The organism is Solibacillus faecavium, assembly GCF_014836905.1.
Classification (GTDB): domain Bacteria; phylum Bacillota; class Bacilli; order Bacillales_A; family Planococcaceae; genus Solibacillus; species Solibacillus faecavium.
On the sequence record NZ_JACSPZ010000002.1, the window covers coordinates 36,923 to 56,447 of the forward strand.

Below are 19,525 nucleotides of genomic sequence, written 5' to 3' on the forward strand. Positions count from 1 at the left end.
TATGGACCAAGAACTAAAAATGGTATAATGTGGAATATAGTGGTCTCTTCAATTCATAAATGAAGAGCATATATATAAGAAAAGAGGAAATTTAACTTGTATAAAGATCAAAACCTAATCATTCGACCGATAGAAGAAATGGATTTACCTCGTATTTGGGAATTGGAATACAATGAAGAAAAGCCAGAGTGGAAAAAATGGAATGCTCCTTATTATCCGCATGAAACAAAATCATTCGATGAATTTTTACCCATCGGTAGAGGTTGGGTGAATCAATCGAACGTATGGGTAATTGAGGTTGATGGTGTATTGTGTGGAACTGTTTCTTATTACTGGGAGCATGAACCATCAAAGTGGTTAGAGATGGGTATTCTTTTTTACGAAGGTGGCGACTGGGGAAAAGGGCTCGGTACCCGTACTTTAAAACTGTGGATTGATCATTTATTTAATACGATGCCTTTAGTTCGCGTTGGCTTCACTACATGGTCTGGAAATGAACGGATGATTCGTGTAGGTGAAAAATTAGGTATGCAATTAGAAGCCCGCATTCGTAAAGTTCGTTATTATGAAGGGGAATACTATGATTCGATTAGAATGGGCATCTTGCGAGAAGAATGGGAAGCACAAAACTTTAATCAAGTAAATAAAGATAAAATAACGTCCCCAAATTAAACATTCTTAATTGAGCAATTACATAGAGAGCAAACCCACTACGTTAAGGGGGAATTTGATGAAGTTATTGTTATCCATCTTATTAGCTAGTCTTTTAGGTATTTTAGTATTTTTTGGTCCAATAGGGATCTTTATGCTATGTGCAATTATTATTGGAGTTATTTTTAGATCATTCATTTTAATTTATGAAATTCATAAACAAATAGTTCCAGCCAATAGCAATGATAAAGTAAAAAAGACAGTTGAAAGATATATAAAAGAACGAGATGAAAAGGAAGCAGAAAATTAATATGTATTCCTTTAACAGATTATTTATATAACTAGGAGGAAGTTTATGAAACTTGTTCATATATTTGGACCACAGGCGGTTGGTAAAATGACAGTTGGGCAGGAGCTAGCTAAAATTACAGATTTGAAGCTGTTTCATAACCATATGACGATTGATTTAGTTACTCATTTTTTTGATTATAGTACAAAAGAAGGGAAAAGATTAGTAAATTTATTTCGTCAGGAGATTTTTGAAGAGTTTTCAAAAAGCGATCTATATGGCATGATTTTTACTTACGTCTGGTTGTTTGATCAGGAGTCGGATTGGGAGTATGTAAAGCGACTCTCCAAGCTTTTCGAGTCCAGAGGAGGCACTGTTTACTATGTAGAATTGGAAGCTGACATAGACGAGAGACTTGAGCGGAATAAAACACCAAATAGGTTGGAGCACAAACCTAAAAAAAGAGATATTGATTGGTCTGAGAATGATTTAAAAAGCACAATGGAGAAACATAGACTAAACTCTCTAGAAGGTGAAATTCCATTCCAAAATTATATCAAAATTAACAATACAAATTTAAATGCAGAAGAAGTTGCCAAGATAGTAAAGTTAAAATTCGATTTATAGAAGAAGGATAGTCTCGGACGAATTTAGTTGAGTCTTATTACATACGATCCTTTTAATACATACATTGATATTTGGTGGGGCGATTTAACTGGAACGTTTGAATGGCATGTCGCACACTGAATCTAATGGTATATAATCATGCACTTTCCTTGAAATAAGGAAAGTGTTTTTCATTGCTCGATATCTCTCTTCTTAAAAAATTTAGAATAATGAGAATTATTTTAGTTTTATACGATGTATTAAGTGTAGGGCCCTTACAAAGACAAAGGAGTTAATTGTATGAAGATTACGAGTGAGAACTTTATCAAGTACTTTAAGAAGGGGAGAGAAGATGCACTTGAATTTGTAATTGACCAATATATCGGGATTGTGAAAGCGATTATATATAATGCGTTAATATCCTTCCAGGACCCGCAGCTTATTGAAGAATGTATAAGCGATACGTTTCTAGGAGCATTTGAAAATGCAAAGCAGTTTAAAGGTGACCAAGAGGACTTTAGTAAGTGGATTTGTACGATTGCCAAATTTAAAGCGATTGATATACAAAGGAGATCATTAAATTCACCAAAGGTTGTCGAATTAACCGTGAATGGCTCCGAAGTGAAATCGGCAGAGGATGAATTTTTCTCTAAGTACATGATGGATGAATTATTAATACTCATGGAAAAATTGGATCAGGTAGATCATGACATTTTCATTATGAAATATTTTTTAAATATGAAAAATGAAGAAATTGCTCATCAACTTGGCTTAACAAAGGCAGCCGTTGATAATCGCTTATATCGTGGTAAAAAAAGACTTCAACAATTACGTTTAGGAGGCGTTTTCTCTTGAAAAAATTTTATCGTAAATTAAACGATTTAAAAATCGAAATGGACATTGAACCTATGGATGTAGATGAATCGGAAAAGGTTAGAATTAAAAGAAATGTTTTGAAACGCAAAAAGAAAAATTACTTATTCAGAAATATAGCCGTTGCTGCATCCCTTTTGTTAGCTTCTAGTTTCACTTTAAGTATAGCATTTCCAACCTATGCTGCTAAGTTACCGATTATTGGTAGTGTTTTTGAATTGTTTAATGAAGATGATCGTTATGTTTTTGAAGAGTTTAGCAATTATTCGACTGATATAGGTGTTTCAAAAGAAAGTAAGGGTATAAATATAACCTTAACCGATGCAGTTTATGACGGTGAAAATGTAACGATAGCCTATACAATTGAAAGTGAAAAGGATCTAGGAGAAAGACCAATTTTAGAAGGAGATTTCATAGTAGAAGAATTTAACGGTGCGTATGAACATAATGGTTACTCTGAAAACTATTTAACTAAAAAAATTGGTGAGAATGAGTATGCCGTTCTTTATGTATATGAATTAATCAAAGGTCCTAAGCCAAGTAAAATAAATGTTTCTTGGAAAGGGAACGCAGTTAGAAATTTGAATAATGGGAAACAACTACATTCTGGAGAATGGTCTTATCAATTCGCTTTACAAGCCTTAGAAAGCGAAACGGAAAATTTAATCGGAGCCGGTTACAACACAGAAGACACTGGGGTGGCAATTACACTTCTAAAAATGACTAAAACGCCTATCTCGAGTACATTTTATTTATCGGAATTGGTAGATGAACGTCTTGTTTCGAAGGAAGATGATGAATTCCGAGGTGTACTTATTGAATATAATGTAACAGATGATTTAGGAAATAAACAAAACTTCATTCACTATCGAGATTCTGGTCATAGTACTGATTTTCCCGGTAATGTAAGCTTTCCTAGATTAACTCTGGGTGATTTTGATAATAGAGCAAAGTCCATCACCATTACACCAACCGTTCATGTTTTAACAGTTGGTAAATCAGACAGCGATGGAAATAGACCACTGATACCTGTAATGGCCCCATACGAAATTGACCCAATTGTATTTCCCCTAAATAAGTAGCTTTTGCCTTAAATTAAAAGTTTTAGAATGATAATTCTTATCCAATATGCGGGTGCGATTCTGTAACAAGGACTCGCGCTCGTTTTTATTAATGGTCGAATAAATGGATAAAAGAAGGAATTATTCGTAAGTGAATCGAAACAACTAAAGATTATTGATTAATAATTTGGAGGATTACAATGAAAAAAGGAATAATAAGAGCACTGGAAAGGAAGATGACGAGAACATCTTCAAAATTATGCGATTGCCTATAAATAGGTTTCAAAACGGTGAACTACGACTTGTTCCTGAAGGTCTTTTAGATTTAATTAAAGAACAACTAAATTGTTAAGCCCCCTATTGGGTTGATACTTGAAGAGGATTTACGTATTTTTATAGCAATAGGCCTAGATCAGCTATTCATAAGGGGTTGCCTATTTTCAGTAAAAAATGGGTATGGATATAGAGGCTGTTTATAATTGCTCGATAAAATAAACAATGCAATAGCATCAAATTTTGAAAGGTATTGCAAAGCTATTAAATGCATATGATATTCCGCAACGTAATCCTTTATTAGGAATCTGTTTTCGCTGATAAACGATTTGCGAATACATCTAGATTGTGGAAATTGAACAAGGAATGGGGGAACTGGGCATGTTGGTACTAAATATGTTGCAAGTGAATGATTTTGTAGATGGTCGACTGTTGAATAAGGTAGGGTATCACTTAGATATTTATAAAAATGCCTATATTAGTAAGTGTGGTTCTACATTCGTATATCTGTATCGAAAACCGTATTTCGGAGAAGTGGTAATAGCGAAAGAAGGAAATGTAGAAAAGCACCAAGAGAATTTAAATGCCCTATACGCGGCTGGTTATTTGGTCGAAGGGTGAATTTGAAAACAAGGACACATAAAAGCTGTTACGCGTTCTCTTTAGAGGTGCAAAATTAAAATAATTATTAAAATACCTTGTGAAATCTAGTAGTTTTTGCATGGTATTTTAGCTACTTTGAAGAATAAGGCATAGTTCTCCGACTATATTTATGCGCTTTCCTTTTTTAAGGAAGGTGCTTTTTTTATTTAAGAGAGAAAGGCATTTATATAAGTGTTATTGAAAAATAACTCATAAAGTGTATAATTACACTAAAAGTATAAAAGGTTTTGTGGGAGGTTACTTGCTACAAAAGTTTTATAGGAATCGTAGGTGTATTTTATTGAAAATAAGTGTGAATAAACAAATATTGTATACGTTAATGTCATTAGTATGTGCGATTGGGGTATTCTATCTCAGCATTAAATTTCAGCAGATGGCTTATTGGGGGAATGGATTAACTTGGTTTTGGGTGGGTGTTACATTTACATATTTAATTGGATTATTAGGGATTGTGTTCTTTGCGCTTTCTTTTAAAAAAAGTGAAGGTGAGCAAAAATACTTTTCTTCTTTACTTATTTCACTTAGAACATCATCGATTTTGGCGTTAGGAATTGGGTTCTTATGGACTACTTTTATAATTATAGCCGGAATGTCAGGTATGTAATTAAAATGATTTACAAGAGGGCATTTATGCAGAAAAAAACAAAGCGAATTTTTATTCTATTATTCATTAGCGTAATATTAAATTTATTTTTGGGGATTACTAGTTTTATCAAAAGTACATATACAGCGAACTTGGATGACCAAGTGATTTTAGGGGAAATGACTAAAATGGTAATTCAAAATGAGCAGTATCAAGAAATTGCATCTAGGGAAACTGTTTATGCAATTAAACAAGGAGTAAACCGATTTAATGTTTCTGACCCATCTTCTATTTATCTTTATGAAATATCTGTCCAAACTGAACAGAAATCTTATATTTTTACCTGTACGGATAAGTTATGTACAGAAGTTTCAAATGAAGGTTGGTCTTACTCAAGATATAGTGATAATGAGCCAGTATTGCCGTTGGAAATAATTAACTAATGGTAGAAGATTAATTAATATCTTTATCTTTATGCCAATGAGGTATCGATAAAAGAAGAATCATTGTTTCTTTGATGAAATTATTACTATTGAAAGACTAATACAATCTTTTTAAAACACTATACTAACTACAACCTTTCTATTAGAAGATAGAAACATATTACGATAATATGCCTGAACATTGGCAAAAGTTATAGTTTATTATGAAATAATATCATCGTTTAAAAGGATTAATTATCTTTTTATGTAATAACTATATTATCAAAGGAGAGGTGCTTATGTATCAATATTTTAATGGCTTAGTAATTAGGGAAGGTACTGAAGGAGTTCCTGCTGACTATGTTGAATCCTTGTTTAAAGATGCTGAATGGGCAAAAAATATTCCTTCGTGGCAAAAAGAAAAATACTCGCTAATCTTTAAAAATTCAACTTGGGCATTTACTGTATGAGATAATGATCGGATGATTGGAATGGTTAGAGTAATATCCGATCAAATAATGGCAGCTAATATTATGGATTTAGTCGTTTTGTCAGAATACCGTGGGAAAGGCATTGGCAAAAAGCTTGTTGAATTATGTATTCAAAAACTTCCTCACGGGGATTGGTTTGCACACACTTCAGCAAATAATTTTAAATTTTATGAAACATGTGGATTGCAAGTGAAGGATTTATCCACGCATGGCACTTGCGTATATAATGGTTATATACAAGCAAGGAAAGATGGACACCGTTAAGTTATAAGGACGCAACATTTTTTGAAAAATGATTCGCTAGGAGAGTAGCCAGAATGGGAAAGAATAAAAAAATTTTACCGAAAAATTTTGATGAACTAATTAAAGTGGGCGATATTTCAGCATTAAAAGAAGTATTTGTGCATTGTGAATTAGATGCCCGTGGCGGTTACAGTAAATCAACTGCTTTGAGCTTTTTCAATATACCGGATGAATTGGTTCGCTGGCTTGTAGTACAGGGTGCGGATATAAATTCTAGTGACAGTTATGGTAGAACGGCTCTACATAACCATGCAAAAAATTGGCGCGGTAATACAGAATTGCTTCTTGAGTTAGGGGCACATCTAGAAGCGATGGATTATCAGAACGAGACACCTATATTTGCCGCAGCTAGTTCATTTAATCCAAATGCAGTTTCCACATTAGTTGCCAAAGGTGCAAATATCAGTGCAGAAAATAAGATGAGACAGACACCTTTAGAAAAAGCTTTGTCGGTATGTAGAAACATAGATATCGTTAATATGGCGAAAGTTGCTGAGATCTTGCTTAAAGCTGGAGCAACTAAAACGCAGAAAATGAAAGACTCTATTAAGCGAATTGGAAATGAGTTTGAATTTTACAGAGAAAGCTTTAATCAGGAATTTTTGAATCAAACAGAAGAGGCACTTATACATCTATATGCACTATTTGATGTTCTTCCAGTAGAGAAACGGATAACTCACGATGGCTCCTCTCCAATAACCGTTACAGCAAAAGGATGGCAGGCGCAACATAATGAACTATGGGATTTATTAATTCCTTCCGAGGGGTATGCGAAAACTGTACAGGGTGAGGTGATCCGTATTACCGGTAAAGTATCCTATGAAATATTGGATAATGGCGGGGGCAACTGGGATAATCAATTTCGTAAAATGCTTAACCATTTAGATCATTACTTTAGCTTAGGCACGCCATTACCCCCGGCTAAACTTTTGGAGGCTAAAGCGTTAGTAAAAGACCTTCGTAAAGGAAATGGAAGTAATGAAGTTGAAAGACTATGCGAACTGGCGGTGCAATGGGTACTCAGTAATCCGAATCCTATTAAGTTGGAACAGCCCGACTACAAGCGTTAACCATAGTTTCATCGTCAACTAATGAAAAATTTAATTATTCATAACGAAAGGAGACGGAACTTGGAAGATTTATTTCTTTTAGTACCTATTGTATTTTCGGTATTATGGTTCGTTAACTTGGTTTAGCTCTTAGAAAAATTAAAGGCCGGGAGAAATATACATAATCAAAAGGTTTTAGGGTGTGTATGGAGCGCGGCATTTACACTTTCTATAATTATGATTTAATTTTAATATCTGGAATTCAATAAGTACGAATACTCTTTAGTGCGTTGGTCCGAGAAGGATTCAGCGCTTTTTTTGTGGAAGTATTATACAAGCAGAAGTCTAATGGTAAGGGGGATTTCATTGGAAACTGAATTAAAGTTTAGAATGGCTACTGAAAAGGATTTAGAAACAATCGTGGGCTTGCTTGCGGATGATTTATTAGGCAGTAAACGAGAGCGCTATGAAGATCCACTTCCTCTTAGTTACAGAAAAGCATTTGAGGCGATTTCAAAGGATTCGAATAACGAATTAGTTGTGGCTTGTGATGGCGATGAGGTGATTGGCGTCCTGCAAATTACTTTTACTGCGTATATAACTCATCAAGGTGGATGGAGAGCGACAATTGAAGGAGTCAGAACAGCAGCTTCTGTAAGAGGGCAAGGTGTTGGGTCTAAGCTAATTAATTGGGCAATCCAACGTGCGAAACAACGAGAATGTCACTTGGTCCAGCTAACGACTGATAAAAGGAGACCGGATGCGTTAAAGTTTTATGAACAGTTGGGCTTTAATGCAACACATGAAGGATTAAAATTGAGTCTGAAGTAAAACAACGGAGGAAAGTAAATTTATTGAAAAAGTGACTTTCATTCATATTGGCGTTATGAAGGGGGGATTATAGTGGGAATTGATTTTCATAATGAAAAAAATAGATATTCTTATTCAACTCGAAAGGCAGATAGTTCATGGATTCATGCTATGGAGGAGTTAGTAAATTTTAATAATATTCCTAAAGCATTGGATATAGGCTGCGGTGGGGGGATTTACTCGAAAGCGTTATCTGACATGGGCGTAATGTCTGTTACAGGGGTCGACTATTCAGAGGAAATACTGAAAGCTGCTAGAGAAAATTGTGCCGAGTATCCAAACATTTCATTCAGACTAGGGAATGCACTACAAACTGATTTAGAAAGTAACGAATACAATTTAATTTTGGAAAGAGCGTTAATCCATCATATACAGGATTTACAAATGTGCTTCAAAGAGGCTTATAGACTGTTGCATGAAAAAGGAATTTATGTCGTCCAGGACCGGACACCGGAAGATTGTTTATTAAAGGGAGATCCGAGTCATATAAGGGGATATTTTTTTGAACGGTTTCCGCAATTAATTGAGAGCGAGACAAAACGGAGATACAGCAGTGAATTTGTCATAAAAACACTTACGGATGTTGGATTTACAGACATTCAGGAAATTAAGTTATGGGAAATCAGAAAAGAATATAGAAATAAAGAACAATTACTAAAAGATTTAAGTGAAAGAACAGGAAGAAGTATATTACATGAATTAACGGATGAAGAATTAAATTTATTAATGGATTATATAGATGAGGCCATTTCTTCGGAACATACAATCGTTGAAAAGGATAGATGGACCATTTGGAAAGCAGTTAAATAATGTGGATATGAAATGAACCATCCGACCTGAAAAATAAGCGGAGAAATTCCGCTTATTCCGAAAATAAAATAAAAAACAGCCCAAATAAAGGTAGAAATTCCGCTTATCCATTCAAAAAAATGAAAATGATAGCTTTTTATGCAAATAACCGGAAAATCTCCCCTTATTTCACGTCAAAAACGTCTTCAGCTTATAAATAACAGTAATATCTCCGCTTATTTTTTGTCCTTTTAACAAAATTAAATGCTGAAGAGGAAGAAACCGCTGTTAGAAGGTTTGCCCCGTTATACTGCTTCTTACAATCACCCTACATTGATTAAACCGTTTATTTCTCTCCATTTCATCGACAATTTTCAGTTTAATGCCATACATTTCATATATCGATTTCAGTAGAGTATTACGCTTCTGTCGCTCTACATCCGTAACCGGTCTGCGTGTGCCGTCCAGCTCATGGAAGTTGTGGGGTTCAATAAAGATATATTCATCGATTTTCTCTACTTTCAATTTCAGCATCGTATCAACCAATTCGTGATACTCACCGGTCTCCATGAAATGGAAAAATTGTGTATAAACTAAATCGGTATCCACCATCAACACTTTATTTGACTTTTTGCTGGCCTCATTCATCAGATGGACATGACCTGCTGCAATGTCTGCATAGTCCGATGGCTCCGATATATCGGCGTACCCATTGATTTCGTCATAATATAAACGACCATACTCTTCCAAATGGTTAGTTTCAAAGTGCTTCGCCAACATTTTAGTAAGATGCGACTTACCGACCGATTCAATGCCGCAAATAGCAATACGTTTTACATAATGCTCCCGTACAGCGGGCGGTAAGAAATTCCACGAATGAAAAATACCGTTTTTTCTAATTTCTGTCGCAGAAATGTTGAATGCTGATCTTTCAGTATCAATAATGTGATGCTTTGCCTGTGGTAAGTATTTTGCGAAATATTCCTCATATTCGTGTTCACTGCTGAACACTACATCCACTTTGCCGCCAATTTTAGATAGCAACTCTTTGTGTGAGTCAAAAATGGAATCATCATTCATGTAATCATCCGAGCGCTTTTCATATTGCGAAAGTACACGTATATTCTTAAAATTCTTCAATTCTTTCGTAATCCAGCGTTCACGGACACGACTCGATACCCATTCAAAGCCTGTATTCTCACATAAACTTTTATCATAGACATCATCATAACCAACGACAACGAACAAAATATCTACGAGAGACTGTGCTTCAAAAATACAGTTTAAATGTCCTTTGTGGAATGGTAGGAACTTACCGCCATATAATCCGATTTTTTTATTTTTATATTCGCTGATTGGTACACCGAAGTTCAATTTTATACAGCTCCTTGCGCCTTGCTAATTTTAATCCAGTTAATATATCCGTAAATTGAGTTTACTAAAAATGCACACCACATAACAAATACTGTCCAATCATTGCCGCCTTGTTGAACTAAAATAATCGCCCATAAGGCAATCGTAATGACATTGACAATAATCCATAAAATCCATTGCTCCGCGTAGCGCATAATCATTAAAATTTGAGCTACTACCGATAAAACAACGGCCAAACCATCAAGCCCCGCTAAGTTTGCGCCTATTCTTGATAAAAATAGCGAGTATGAAATATAAGCAACTAGTATTCCAGCACCCGTATATAGCCATTGTTTCGTTGTTAAACGTTTCGCATAAATTTCTTCCCCGTATGCAGCTTCATCAGGGGATTTCTTATTTTTAAACCATAAGTAAAATCCGATAAATTGAATAGGTAAATAGAATAATAGATTCAGCATGGATTCACCATATAATCCATAGCCATATGCAATGTAGCCGTATGTCGAACATTGCACAACACCGACTACATATGTTCCGATTTTCCCTTTCGCTGCTAATACAACACAAATAATGCCGGCTATAGATGAAATCGTTCCTAAAAGCGTATCATCCCATAAAATACTAAGAATGAGGATGATGACTGTTGAAATGATTAACCAAGCCTTTTCGAATAACGTCCAATTTTTGAACATAACAACTATACCTTCTTTCTCCATGATGAATGGCTAAAACGAATATTCATAAGGGCAACCTAATGATGGGTAATATTGGTTTTATCCGCTAATATTTTAACATTAAATGGAATTAAATAAACTAATTATTCTTTTATGTTAACGAGAAATTTTTATATTTTAAGAGAATTATTTAGACGCTATCTAGGTATTATATGTAATTTTAGTATGTGGTCGATGCTCGCAGGTAAGGAAATCTGCTGTTTAAAAGAGAATAGTCTAAAGCTAATATAAATTAGGAGTTAGTTGCATATGTTATGAATGAATAATAGCAGGGGATGTGGTTCCATTTATTGAAAAGGCACTTCTTTTTATCATTATTTTAAGACTTATTTCAGGAAGTATTGAATTGACGGCTGCTGCGTTAATGTTTAAATTCAATGATTTGGAAAAGGCCTTTTATATCAATACAATGTTAGCCTTAGTAGGTCCGGTTGTTCTCATCGTTACAACTGGACTAGCTCTACTAGGTCTGGCAGAGAAAATTTCAATGACAAGAATAATCTGCCTTTTTGCAGGCATTTCCCTTATTCTGTTCAGTTTGAAAGCTCAATAATTTTAAGGACCGTTCCAGCCGCAAAAGCTGTCAGGTCCTTATTTTTTTATGTTGCTTTTTTGGATTTCTCGATTTCCTCGACATTGATGCATTTGAAGACAACAAATAACAGTATGAATCCTAATACACCTGCCACAATATAGCTGACATTGAGATAGTCTTTCATGACGAGTGACATAATAGGGGGGCCGGCTGCAACACCGATAAATCTCGCTGAGCTATAGAAAGAAGAAACTGTGCCTCTTAATTCTTTGTTGATGTTATCTGTAATAATTGTGTCAAGTGCAGGCAAGAGGGCACCAATGGCGATTCCGACTATACTTGTTACTACGAGCAAAAGAATGAGTTTTTTGCTTGTATAACCTACGAAAACAATGCTTGTAGACATGGCAATTAACGAAATAACAATTATTTTTTTCATTCTTTTCAAGTCGCCTTTAATTTTACGACCAGAAACATAAGAAGAAATACACAATAGTAAAAGTGGGATAGCTAGTACAAAACCTTTCTTAACACCTTTTATATCATGAACTTTTTCGAGGTTGTCGGATAAGAAAAATAGCATACTGAATAATATCAGCATAACGAGTACACCATTTAAAAATATGGTATACAACCATTTTCCTTTCTCTTTGAAAACTTCCTTTGTATTACTTAAAAATTCCTTGAACTTTAAAGGTTCATCTTTTTCTTTAGGGACTTTTACAAAGAAAAAGATAAGTAAAATAGAAATTAAACTAAGCGCTGAAATAGAGAAGAAGGGCAGAAACCATAAAACAGCTGCAAATATTGAACCTAAAATGGGGCTCAACACTTTACCGAACGTATTAGACGTTTCAATTATTCCTAACGTCGAACTTATTTTTTCATCATCATCCTGGTATAGGTCACCTACAAGGGGCATAACGATCGGCATTGCTCCTGCCGCACCTATTCCTTGAATAACCCTACCAATAATGATCATCATGTACGGGTCATCCATTTTCCAGGAAGCAAACCCGGCAATGAGACCACCGATTAAAGCGAGGATTAAACTGGGTAATATTACCATTTTTCTTCCAAATCGGTCTGATAAATAACCTGCTACAGGTATAAGGAAAATTGCCGCAATAGAATAGCTTGTAATAATCATGCTTGACTGAAATGATGTGATCCCGACCTTGTCTTCGAGTATCGGAAGCACTGGTATAAGCATGGAATTTCCCAGCGTCATGATTAGAGGAATTGAAGTTAAACTGATAATACACCAGACACTTACTTGAGCCTTACTTTTGTCCATTACCACACCTCGACTAATTTGTTTATTTATTAAGGTATGGTTTCATTTCAAGCATTTTATGCGTAACATTATTTTACAAGCTTATTTAGAAACGATCCGACTATAATAAGTGTTGTCCATGCATTAAAATAACATTTGGAAAGCCATCTTGCCGAAGTATAGTCCAAATACGATCATTAATATGGCTGAAATGAAGGAAACGATTTTCAAAAGCCTCGTGGATAATAATTTTCGCGCGACACTGGAGAAAAAGGACATAAGAAAATCCACTAAAATAATACCGACTAAAATAGCAATACTAAGAATTATGATTTGATAGATTGTAGTTGAACCAGCATTTTTTGCAAGGATGGAGCCATATATCCCAAGCCAGAAAAGAATCGTTAGCGGATTTAGCAGCGACATGAAGAAACCGGACATAATTGATTGTCTAAGACGTGTTCTTTTTTTGGTATTTGAATCCATCTCAATTTTATGTAGCGATAGAAGATTTTCTATACCTGTGTACAAAAGGACAAAACAGCCGAAAGACCAGAGTATCGTTTTTAATAATTCCGATTCAATAAATTGTCCAATCCCAAAATAAACAACAAACATATAGATGACATCGGTTACTATGGCACCGAGACTAAAAAACCAGGCATGAAAAAAACCGTTTTTCAAACCCGTATTTATTAAAACGGTTTTAACAGGTCCAATTGTTGCAGCCATAGATATGCCTAAAAAGACATACGTCAAAATAGAATTCATGAATAGCCCCCCAAGAAAATGATTTCCTTGCATTTTATTCCGATTCAATGACTTCTAGGACTAGTTAAAGGGAAAATCAAATAAGAAATAATTGGGGATTGCATAAAAATAAGATTTTCTACGGGGAATACGCATTGTAAGTGTGGGGGCGGGAAATTGAAGTGCGGAATGTGATAAATAGCGGAATGAATTTCCCTTATTTTAAAAATAAAATAAAAAGTAGGCAAAATAAGGGAAGGAATTTCCTTTATTGAACTAAAAAACATGAAATTTTATGATTTTATTTGAAATAACGGTAAAACGTTCCCTTATTTATCCTAAAAATGAGCTGCATCATTCAAATAACGGTAAAATATTCCCTTATTCTAGGAGGGCATTTTCGTAGATACCAATAAGAAATAGTTATTGGTTTTCATAAATAACCCATAATTTTATTTATATACCATATTACATATAATAAAATTACAGTTTTAATACTTAGGGGGATATATATGATTCTTGGATTACATCATGCTCAAATTACGATACCAAAAGGTGCCGAAGAAGAAGGGGAAAATTTTTATTGCAACGTTTTACAGTTAGAAGAAATTCAAAAGCCGGATTCACTTCAAGGAAGAGGAGGCTTTTGGTTACAAGTTGGTAGTACACAAGTGCATGTAGGAACAGAAGATGGTTTTGACAGATTATCAACGAAAGCCCATTTAGCATATGAGGTAAAAGATGTATCCTATTGGAAAGAAATATTAGCTGAAAATGATATAAAAATATTAGATTCAGTGCCTATTCCCAATTTTGAACGATTTGAGTTTAGAGATCCTTTTGGAAACAGAGTAGAGATTATAAGTAAAAAACCTATTTAAACGGATTTCTCCATTCCATTAGCACACCGTAATGACAGGATTCTTCATCCTGCAAATAATTGGGTATGACCTGAACAGGGATTCGTCCGCAGCGCAGTAAAAAGGAAATGACAGAATCCTGGATATTTCCGTTTACTACGGACTGAACGTATAGTTCCGGTGTCATGTCCTTTTCATAATGATGGTAGCCCGGCATCCGACTACCTCCTAATAATCTTTCCAGCTTGAGATGGACGACTATGTCATACATCGATAACATGAGCCATTTCCCTAAGCCTAACTTACGATAAGCAGGGCTTACACAAATATCGACTACATAAAGTGAATTGCCGTTTTGGTTGTGGGTTCTAATATAACCATTGTCTGTTATTTCCTCCCATGTATGGCGCGGTTCATCCATATTAAAGTCGACAAGCAAGGCTGTCATAGAGCCAGCCAGTTTTCCTTCCACTTCAATACACAATGCACCTTCTGGAAATAGCGAAGTATGGTTTTGTAATTGCTCCGTATTCCACCATAATTCTTCGGGGAATGGTGGTGGGAAACATTCCTTTTGAATGCGGATTAATTCAGCGAAATCCTCTTCCCGATAATTTCGAATCGTCGCAGGGAACGGTTTACTTTCATTGGCCACATATAACTCTTTATAATACATTGCTCCGCCTCATTTCCGGTTTGGATTAAGATGTTCTCGCAAGTATTTCTAAGTTGTTGCTCACCGCTTTTATTAGTTTCTTCTTATTAACTACAGTTTAAATTCATTTATCCAAAAAAATTTTATCGCAAAAATATTACTAGAAAATAAAATATATAAGAATAATTCAACCCGAAAAATCACAGAATATCTCTTAAAATACATAAAAATAAAAGTTTTTAATCGGTTCAAATTACAGAATATTCGATTATTTTATTTTTCCTAATTTTATTTCATTTTTCTAATTGTAACAAGTGATTCTTTGTGCTATCGTTGCTTAATGAATGGGTATGTGAAAGGAATTACAAATAAGTAAGAACTTTCGTTAGAAAAAATATTGGTGTTGGCAAAGGAGAGTTATTATGTCAGAAATGAATAATCAGCAGGTAGAAAAAGTGTCTGTTACACAAGAACAATTAGACGTATTAGACCAACTATTAAAGCCAGAGGTGCAGGCTTCATTGACTACTTTGGTAGATAACTTACCGAAATTAGCTGAAATGACAACTTTATTAACAAAAGCGTATGATTTCGCATCAAGTGTTGCAACAGATGAAACGCTAAAAAATGATACAGTAGCTGCAGTTACTGAAATGGCAAGCCCAGTAGTAGGAACAGCAAAATCTATTGCTCAAACTGCAATTGAAGCGAAAGACCGTGCTGAAGTAAGCAATGAAACAGTAGGCGTATTTGGCTTATTAAAAATGTTGAAAGACCCTCAAGTACAAGGGGCATTACGTTTTGCAAATGCATTTTTACAAGTAGCAGCTGAACGTAAAGAAACGAAATAATTGCATAATCTATTTATTGGAGGATATTGATCATGGTAACTAAAGAAATCGTTATTTTAGGTGCTGGGTTTGCCGGTGTATTAGCTGCTCAAACAGCTCGCAAATTTTTAACTACGAATGAAGCGCGTATTACAGTCGTAAACCAATTCCCAACACATCAAATTATTACAGAATTACACCGTCTTGCTGGTGGAACAATTAAAGAAGGCGCTGTATCTTTATCACTTGAAAAGATCTTCAAAGGCTTAGACATTAACCTTGAAATCGCTAAAGTAAACAGCTTCAATGTAGATAATAAAGAAGTAGCACTTTCAAACGGCAAAACTTTACAATATGATACGTTAGTAGTTGCTTTAGGAAGCCAAACTGGATTCTTCGGTATCCCGGGCTTAGAGGAAAACTCTTTCGTATTAAAATCTGTTGATGAAGCAAACGCGATTCGCGAGCACATTGAAGCTCGTATTAAAGAATACGCTAAAACTAAAGATGAAGCAGACGCGACAATCGTTATCGGCGGTGGCGGTTTAACAGGTGTTGAGCTTGTTGGTGAAATCGTTGACCACTTCCCGAAAGTAGCGGAAAAATACGGTGTGCAATTCGAAGACCTAAAAATCAAGCTAGTTGAAGCAGGTCCAAAAATTTTACCAGTATTCCCGGATAACTTAATCGAGCGTGCGACAACTTCATTACAAAAACGTGGTGTTGAATTTATCACGTCAACTCCTGTTACAGGTGTAGAAGGCAATGTAATTCAGTTAAAAGACCGTGAGCCAATCGTAGCTAATACATTAGTATGGACTGGTGGGGTTGCACCACTTCCAATCGTAGGTGAATCTGGTTTAGCAGCAGATCGCGGTAAAGCGACAATCAACGATTTCCTACAATCAACTTCTCACCCAGAAGTATTTGTAATCGGTGATGCTTCAGCACATATTCCTAACCCGGGCGATCGTCCAACTTATGCACCAACAGCACAAGTTGCATGGCAGCAAGGTGAAGTAGCAGGCTATAACATCTTCGCTCAAATTAAAGGCGCAGATTTAAAAGAATTCAAATTCACAAACTCTGGTACTTTAGGTTCTTTAGGACGTAAAGACGGTATCGCTACAATTGGTGCTAACAATACGCAACTAGTAGGATTACCAGCTTCACTGATGAAAGAAGCTTCGAATGTTCGTTATATGACACATATTAAAGCGCTATTCGGTTTAGCGTATTAATTATATGGCATACTAGAAAGTTTATTACTTTCTGGTATGTCTTTTTTTTAGGAATAAATTTCACTTTTTTAGTAAAAACCTATTATAATGGAATAAAATGATTGATGAGGTGATATATAGTTGAAATATTTTGAAGCATCCAACTCTTTATTTCTTTTAAATGAGCAACAGCGGAACCAATTTTCAAGACTTGAATACTATGATTACTTTTATCACTTAATTCACCCAGACTTCCATTCCTTATCATTCGCGAATTTTAGCTTAAGTGATTTATGGGTTTACTATTATTTCGAGGAAGTTCCAATTATAAATTCCGAGCATGCGCTCCACTATTTATTAAGGAATTTTATGCTAAATGAAGTCCTGATCAGTTCGAAATTTAAACGATTGAAGAAAACGACAATCGGTTCCTATACTAATGCTTTAATGGCAGCTGTTCTCACAGTGAATCTGTTTATGGATATTTTAAGCGAGCTTCTCAATTCCATACCGAAAGAAGAAAGCAATTTTTACATGAAATTTGAAAACAGCTCGAAGCAACTATTTAATGATCGCTTTGCAACTTATGAGCATTACCCAAAAAAACTTGTCCTCATAGAAACAATGATTATTAAAAGCATGCGTGGATACTTAGAACAGCATGAAGCGACCTATACTGAGCGGAAATTAAACGTAATACGTTTTATGGATCAATTTACAATTACAAAAAGAGAGCTATTTGAGCTGCCGGTAGTTTAAAAGAATAGGAGGCCCGCGAATCTATGGTAGAACGTGTGAAAACAATACATGAGCTAGAAATTTATCGATCACAGCCATTCCCATCGCAGGAAGCGCAATATGAGGGGTTTGAAACGATTTTTACATACATTATTCAAAAAGGCGATGCTGAAACAATCAATGACTTTATTCTCTTGGAGAGTAAGCCTTTTATACTGTCTCACGACTACAACATGAAGCTGTTGCAATACTTAATGGTTCAAGAACCTTATTTCAAGGACAACCTAAAAGAGTGTCTAGCTGTACTCTATTTAGTAATTGGCCATTGCTATTATTTTAGTCTGGATTTCGAAAAGGCGAAAAACTACTATAAAATCGCGAGTAGCTATGCACTTCAATTCGAAAATTATTCCGTCCTGTCAATCGCTATGAATAACTACACTTCAGCACAGAAGGAAGTTTTGCCAAGTGATGTATTATGGCAATTGAGTAAACTCCCAGCAGTCTTTTTTAAGATGGGATCAGAAAATGATGAGCGATACTTCATCACACGATTTATTGCGCATATTGAAATATCACTACAACTTAATAAAGTTCAGTATGCTGAAAGTTTATATAATAGCTATTTTACGGGATATGAAGTGGAAAAGGATTCTCGCATTGATTTACATATTCGTGTACTTCGGGGGAAAATACATTATCAAAAAGGTCAATATGAAACAGCAATAGAGTTGCTGCATGAAGTACTCATCGTCTGTATGAATTTAAAAAGAAATAAAGATTTAGTTCAGGAATGTTATACGTTCATTACCGACTCATATAAAATGCTGAATGAGGATAGTATCTCTCGGGAAATGGAACAGTTTCATGCGCTGTTTTACCGGAAAATTGAAACAGACAAGCGCTATATGGAAAAGTATATTAAAGCTGCCTATGACAATGAGTATGAACAGGATGAACATTTCCTTTCTCCTTTATCGCGATTTAAACTTGCAGGAAAGTGTTTATTGAGTAATGTAGAAAATGATGGGCATACACTAGTTCTAGTAGATTGCAAAATATTAACATGCGAAGAAGACAGCATTAATGAAATCCTTCATTTAATCAATGACGAAATGATGAAGGCAATGAAGCAAGAGATCATTACGAGCACACGAATCGACGCGTCGACAATCGGCTATATCATTCAATTATCGGAACAGGATACGGATGAGCTATGCGCAAAGGTGTTTGCAAAAATTCGTGAGCAATATCCGAGGGACGGCAGTGTGTTGGAGGCCATCTATTTTGCCTCGGTTAATAATAAGGAAAATAATCTGGCGAACTATCAAAAATGCATCGATTTAGCATATGCCTATATTTATTATGAACTTTATAAATAGTTTTATTTGATTCTTCACCATAAGTTAGGGATGACAAAATTGCCGCCTCATCGTTAGCGCAAGCGGATTGATTAGGTGTTTTTTACTTCACTATATAACGAGGGCAAAATTTTGGGATTGGTGGGCCTCGCAAACGGCAATAGAGGCAGTGATAAAGACACGTATCACATGGCTTTAGCGCTGTTTTGCCGCAGCCCACCAATCAAGTGGGATTTTATTAGAAAAGCAACGCGATGTTATGGTGATTA

The 19,525-nt window shown here is 35.2% G+C and carries 22 protein-coding genes and 1 pseudogene; 18 read left to right on the top strand and 5 right to left on the bottom strand.

Translation table 11 applies throughout. The features are described from left to right. The first annotated feature begins 96 nt into the window (after positions 1-96). From H9635_RS03580 to H9635_RS03635, 12 genes and pseudogenes are all read left to right on the top strand, one after another. Positions 97-672 (top strand): GNAT family N-acetyltransferase, encoded by a 576-nt coding sequence (locus H9635_RS03580; RefSeq protein ID WP_191698788.1) that lies wholly within the window; start codon positions 97-99, stop codon positions 670-672. 58 nt (positions 673-730) lie between these two features. Then, positions 731-961 carry an ATP-dependent Lon protease gene (locus H9635_RS03585; RefSeq protein WP_191698789.1) on the top strand — a complete coding sequence of 77 codons (231 nt, stop codon included), beginning with the start codon at positions 731-733 and terminating at the stop codon, positions 959-961. Between the two features lie 45 nt (positions 962-1,006). Then, positions 1,007-1,567 (top strand): AAA family ATPase, encoded by a 561-nt coding sequence (locus H9635_RS03590; RefSeq protein ID WP_191698790.1) that lies wholly within the window; start codon positions 1,007-1,009, stop codon positions 1,565-1,567. A 279-nt stretch (positions 1,568-1,846) separates the two neighbouring features. Continuing rightward, positions 1,847-2,401: a sigma-70 family RNA polymerase sigma factor gene (locus tag H9635_RS03595; protein ID WP_191698791.1), complete on the top strand. Its 555-nt coding sequence runs from the start codon at positions 1,847-1,849 to the stop codon at positions 2,399-2,401. Continuing rightward, entirely contained in the window at positions 2,398-3,501 is a 1,104-nt protein-coding gene (locus H9635_RS03600) for a DUF4179 domain-containing protein (protein WP_191698792.1), read from the top strand. The genes H9635_RS03595 and H9635_RS03600 overlap by 4 nt, the downstream gene beginning before the upstream one ends. A 633-nt stretch (positions 3,502-4,134) precedes the next feature. Further along, on the top strand, positions 4,135-4,374 hold the full coding sequence (locus tag H9635_RS03605; protein ID WP_191698793.1) for a hypothetical protein: 240 nt from the start codon (positions 4,135-4,137) through the stop codon (positions 4,372-4,374). 334 nt (positions 4,375-4,708) lie between these two features. Then, positions 4,709-5,020: a hypothetical protein gene (locus H9635_RS03610; RefSeq protein WP_318245175.1), complete on the top strand. Its 312-nt coding sequence runs from the start codon at positions 4,709-4,711 to the stop codon at positions 5,018-5,020. A gap of 26 nt (positions 5,021-5,046) precedes the next feature. Then, positions 5,047-5,442: a hypothetical protein gene (locus tag H9635_RS03615; RefSeq protein WP_191698794.1), complete on the top strand. Its 396-nt coding sequence runs from the start codon at positions 5,047-5,049 to the stop codon at positions 5,440-5,442. Between the two features lie 278 nt (positions 5,443-5,720). Then, positions 5,721-6,176 (top strand): annotated as a pseudogene (locus H9635_RS03620) (GNAT family N-acetyltransferase). A 53-nt stretch (positions 6,177-6,229) separates the two neighbouring features. After that, the gene (locus H9635_RS03625) at positions 6,230-7,285 is read left to right on the top strand and encodes an ankyrin repeat domain-containing protein (RefSeq protein WP_191698795.1); all 1,056 of its coding nucleotides are present in this window, start codon (positions 6,230-6,232) and stop codon (positions 7,283-7,285) included. Positions 7,286-7,654: 369 nt separating this feature from the next. Beyond that, positions 7,655-8,095, top strand: a complete 441-nt coding sequence (locus tag H9635_RS03630) for a GNAT family N-acetyltransferase (protein WP_404828838.1) — start codon at positions 7,655-7,657, stop codon at positions 8,093-8,095. A 72-nt stretch (positions 8,096-8,167) separates the two neighbouring features. Continuing rightward, positions 8,168-8,944 (top strand): class I SAM-dependent methyltransferase, encoded by a 777-nt coding sequence (locus H9635_RS03635; protein WP_191698797.1) that lies wholly within the window; start codon positions 8,168-8,170, stop codon positions 8,942-8,944. A gap of 267 nt (positions 8,945-9,211) precedes the next feature. Here the strand turns inward: H9635_RS03635 and nadR are convergent, their stop codons facing one another. Beyond that, positions 9,212-10,297 carry a multifunctional transcriptional regulator/nicotinamide-nucleotide adenylyltransferase/ribosylnicotinamide kinase NadR gene (nadR, locus tag H9635_RS03640; protein WP_191698798.1) on the bottom strand — a complete coding sequence of 362 codons (1,086 nt, stop codon included), beginning with the start codon at positions 10,295-10,297 and terminating at the stop codon, positions 9,212-9,214. 2 nt (positions 10,298-10,299) lie between these two features. After that, positions 10,300-10,989 (bottom strand): nicotinamide riboside transporter PnuC, encoded by a 690-nt coding sequence (gene pnuC, locus H9635_RS03645; protein ID WP_191698799.1) that lies wholly within the window; start codon positions 10,987-10,989, stop codon positions 10,300-10,302. A gap of 319 nt (positions 10,990-11,308) precedes the next feature. Here pnuC and H9635_RS03650 point away from each other — a divergent pair, with 319 nt between their 5' ends. Continuing rightward, entirely contained in the window at positions 11,309-11,584 is a 276-nt protein-coding gene (locus H9635_RS03650) for a YqhV family protein (protein ID WP_191698800.1), read from the top strand. A 46-nt stretch (positions 11,585-11,630) separates the two neighbouring features. On the opposite strand, the gene H9635_RS03655 is transcribed toward H9635_RS03650, so the two are convergent. Beyond that, positions 11,631-12,863 (bottom strand): MFS transporter, encoded by a 1,233-nt coding sequence (locus H9635_RS03655; RefSeq protein WP_191698801.1) that lies wholly within the window; start codon positions 12,861-12,863, stop codon positions 11,631-11,633. A gap of 123 nt (positions 12,864-12,986) precedes the next feature. Continuing rightward, positions 12,987-13,613: a LysE family translocator gene (locus tag H9635_RS03660; RefSeq protein ID WP_191698802.1), complete on the bottom strand. Its 627-nt coding sequence runs from the start codon at positions 13,611-13,613 to the stop codon at positions 12,987-12,989. Positions 13,614-14,104: 491 nt separating this feature from the next. Here H9635_RS03660 and H9635_RS03665 point away from each other — a divergent pair, with 491 nt between their 5' ends. Next, positions 14,105-14,473: a VOC family protein gene (locus tag H9635_RS03665; protein WP_191698803.1), complete on the top strand. Its 369-nt coding sequence runs from the start codon at positions 14,105-14,107 to the stop codon at positions 14,471-14,473. Here the strand turns inward: H9635_RS03665 and H9635_RS03670 are convergent. Then, entirely contained in the window at positions 14,466-15,128 is a 663-nt protein-coding gene (locus H9635_RS03670) for a GNAT family N-acetyltransferase (protein WP_191698804.1), read from the bottom strand. The two genes, H9635_RS03665 and H9635_RS03670, sit on opposite strands and share 8 nt — an antisense overlap. Before the next feature lie 401 nt (positions 15,129-15,529). Between H9635_RS03670 and H9635_RS03675 the strand changes: the two genes are divergently transcribed. The 4 genes from H9635_RS03675 (at position 15,530) to H9635_RS03690 (ending at position 19,277) form a co-directional block, all read left to right on the top strand. Further along, positions 15,530-15,958, top strand: a complete 429-nt coding sequence (locus tag H9635_RS03675) for a DUF1641 domain-containing protein (RefSeq protein ID WP_191698805.1) — start codon at positions 15,530-15,532, stop codon at positions 15,956-15,958. Positions 15,959-15,990: 32 nt separating this feature from the next. Beyond that, a complete protein-coding gene (locus H9635_RS03680; protein WP_191698806.1) occupies positions 15,991-17,178 on the top strand; it encodes an NAD(P)/FAD-dependent oxidoreductase in 1,188 nt (395 codons plus the stop codon). A 120-nt stretch (positions 17,179-17,298) separates the two neighbouring features. Continuing rightward, positions 17,299-17,916 carry a serine protease gene (locus tag H9635_RS03685; protein ID WP_191698807.1) on the top strand — a complete coding sequence of 206 codons (618 nt, stop codon included), beginning with the start codon at positions 17,299-17,301 and terminating at the stop codon, positions 17,914-17,916. 23 nt (positions 17,917-17,939) lie between these two features. Further along, positions 17,940-19,277, top strand: coding sequence for a dehydrogenase (locus tag H9635_RS03690; protein WP_191698808.1), 1,338 nt, complete (start codon positions 17,940-17,942; stop codon positions 19,275-19,277). The last annotated feature ends 248 nt before the right edge of the window (positions 19,278-19,525 follow it).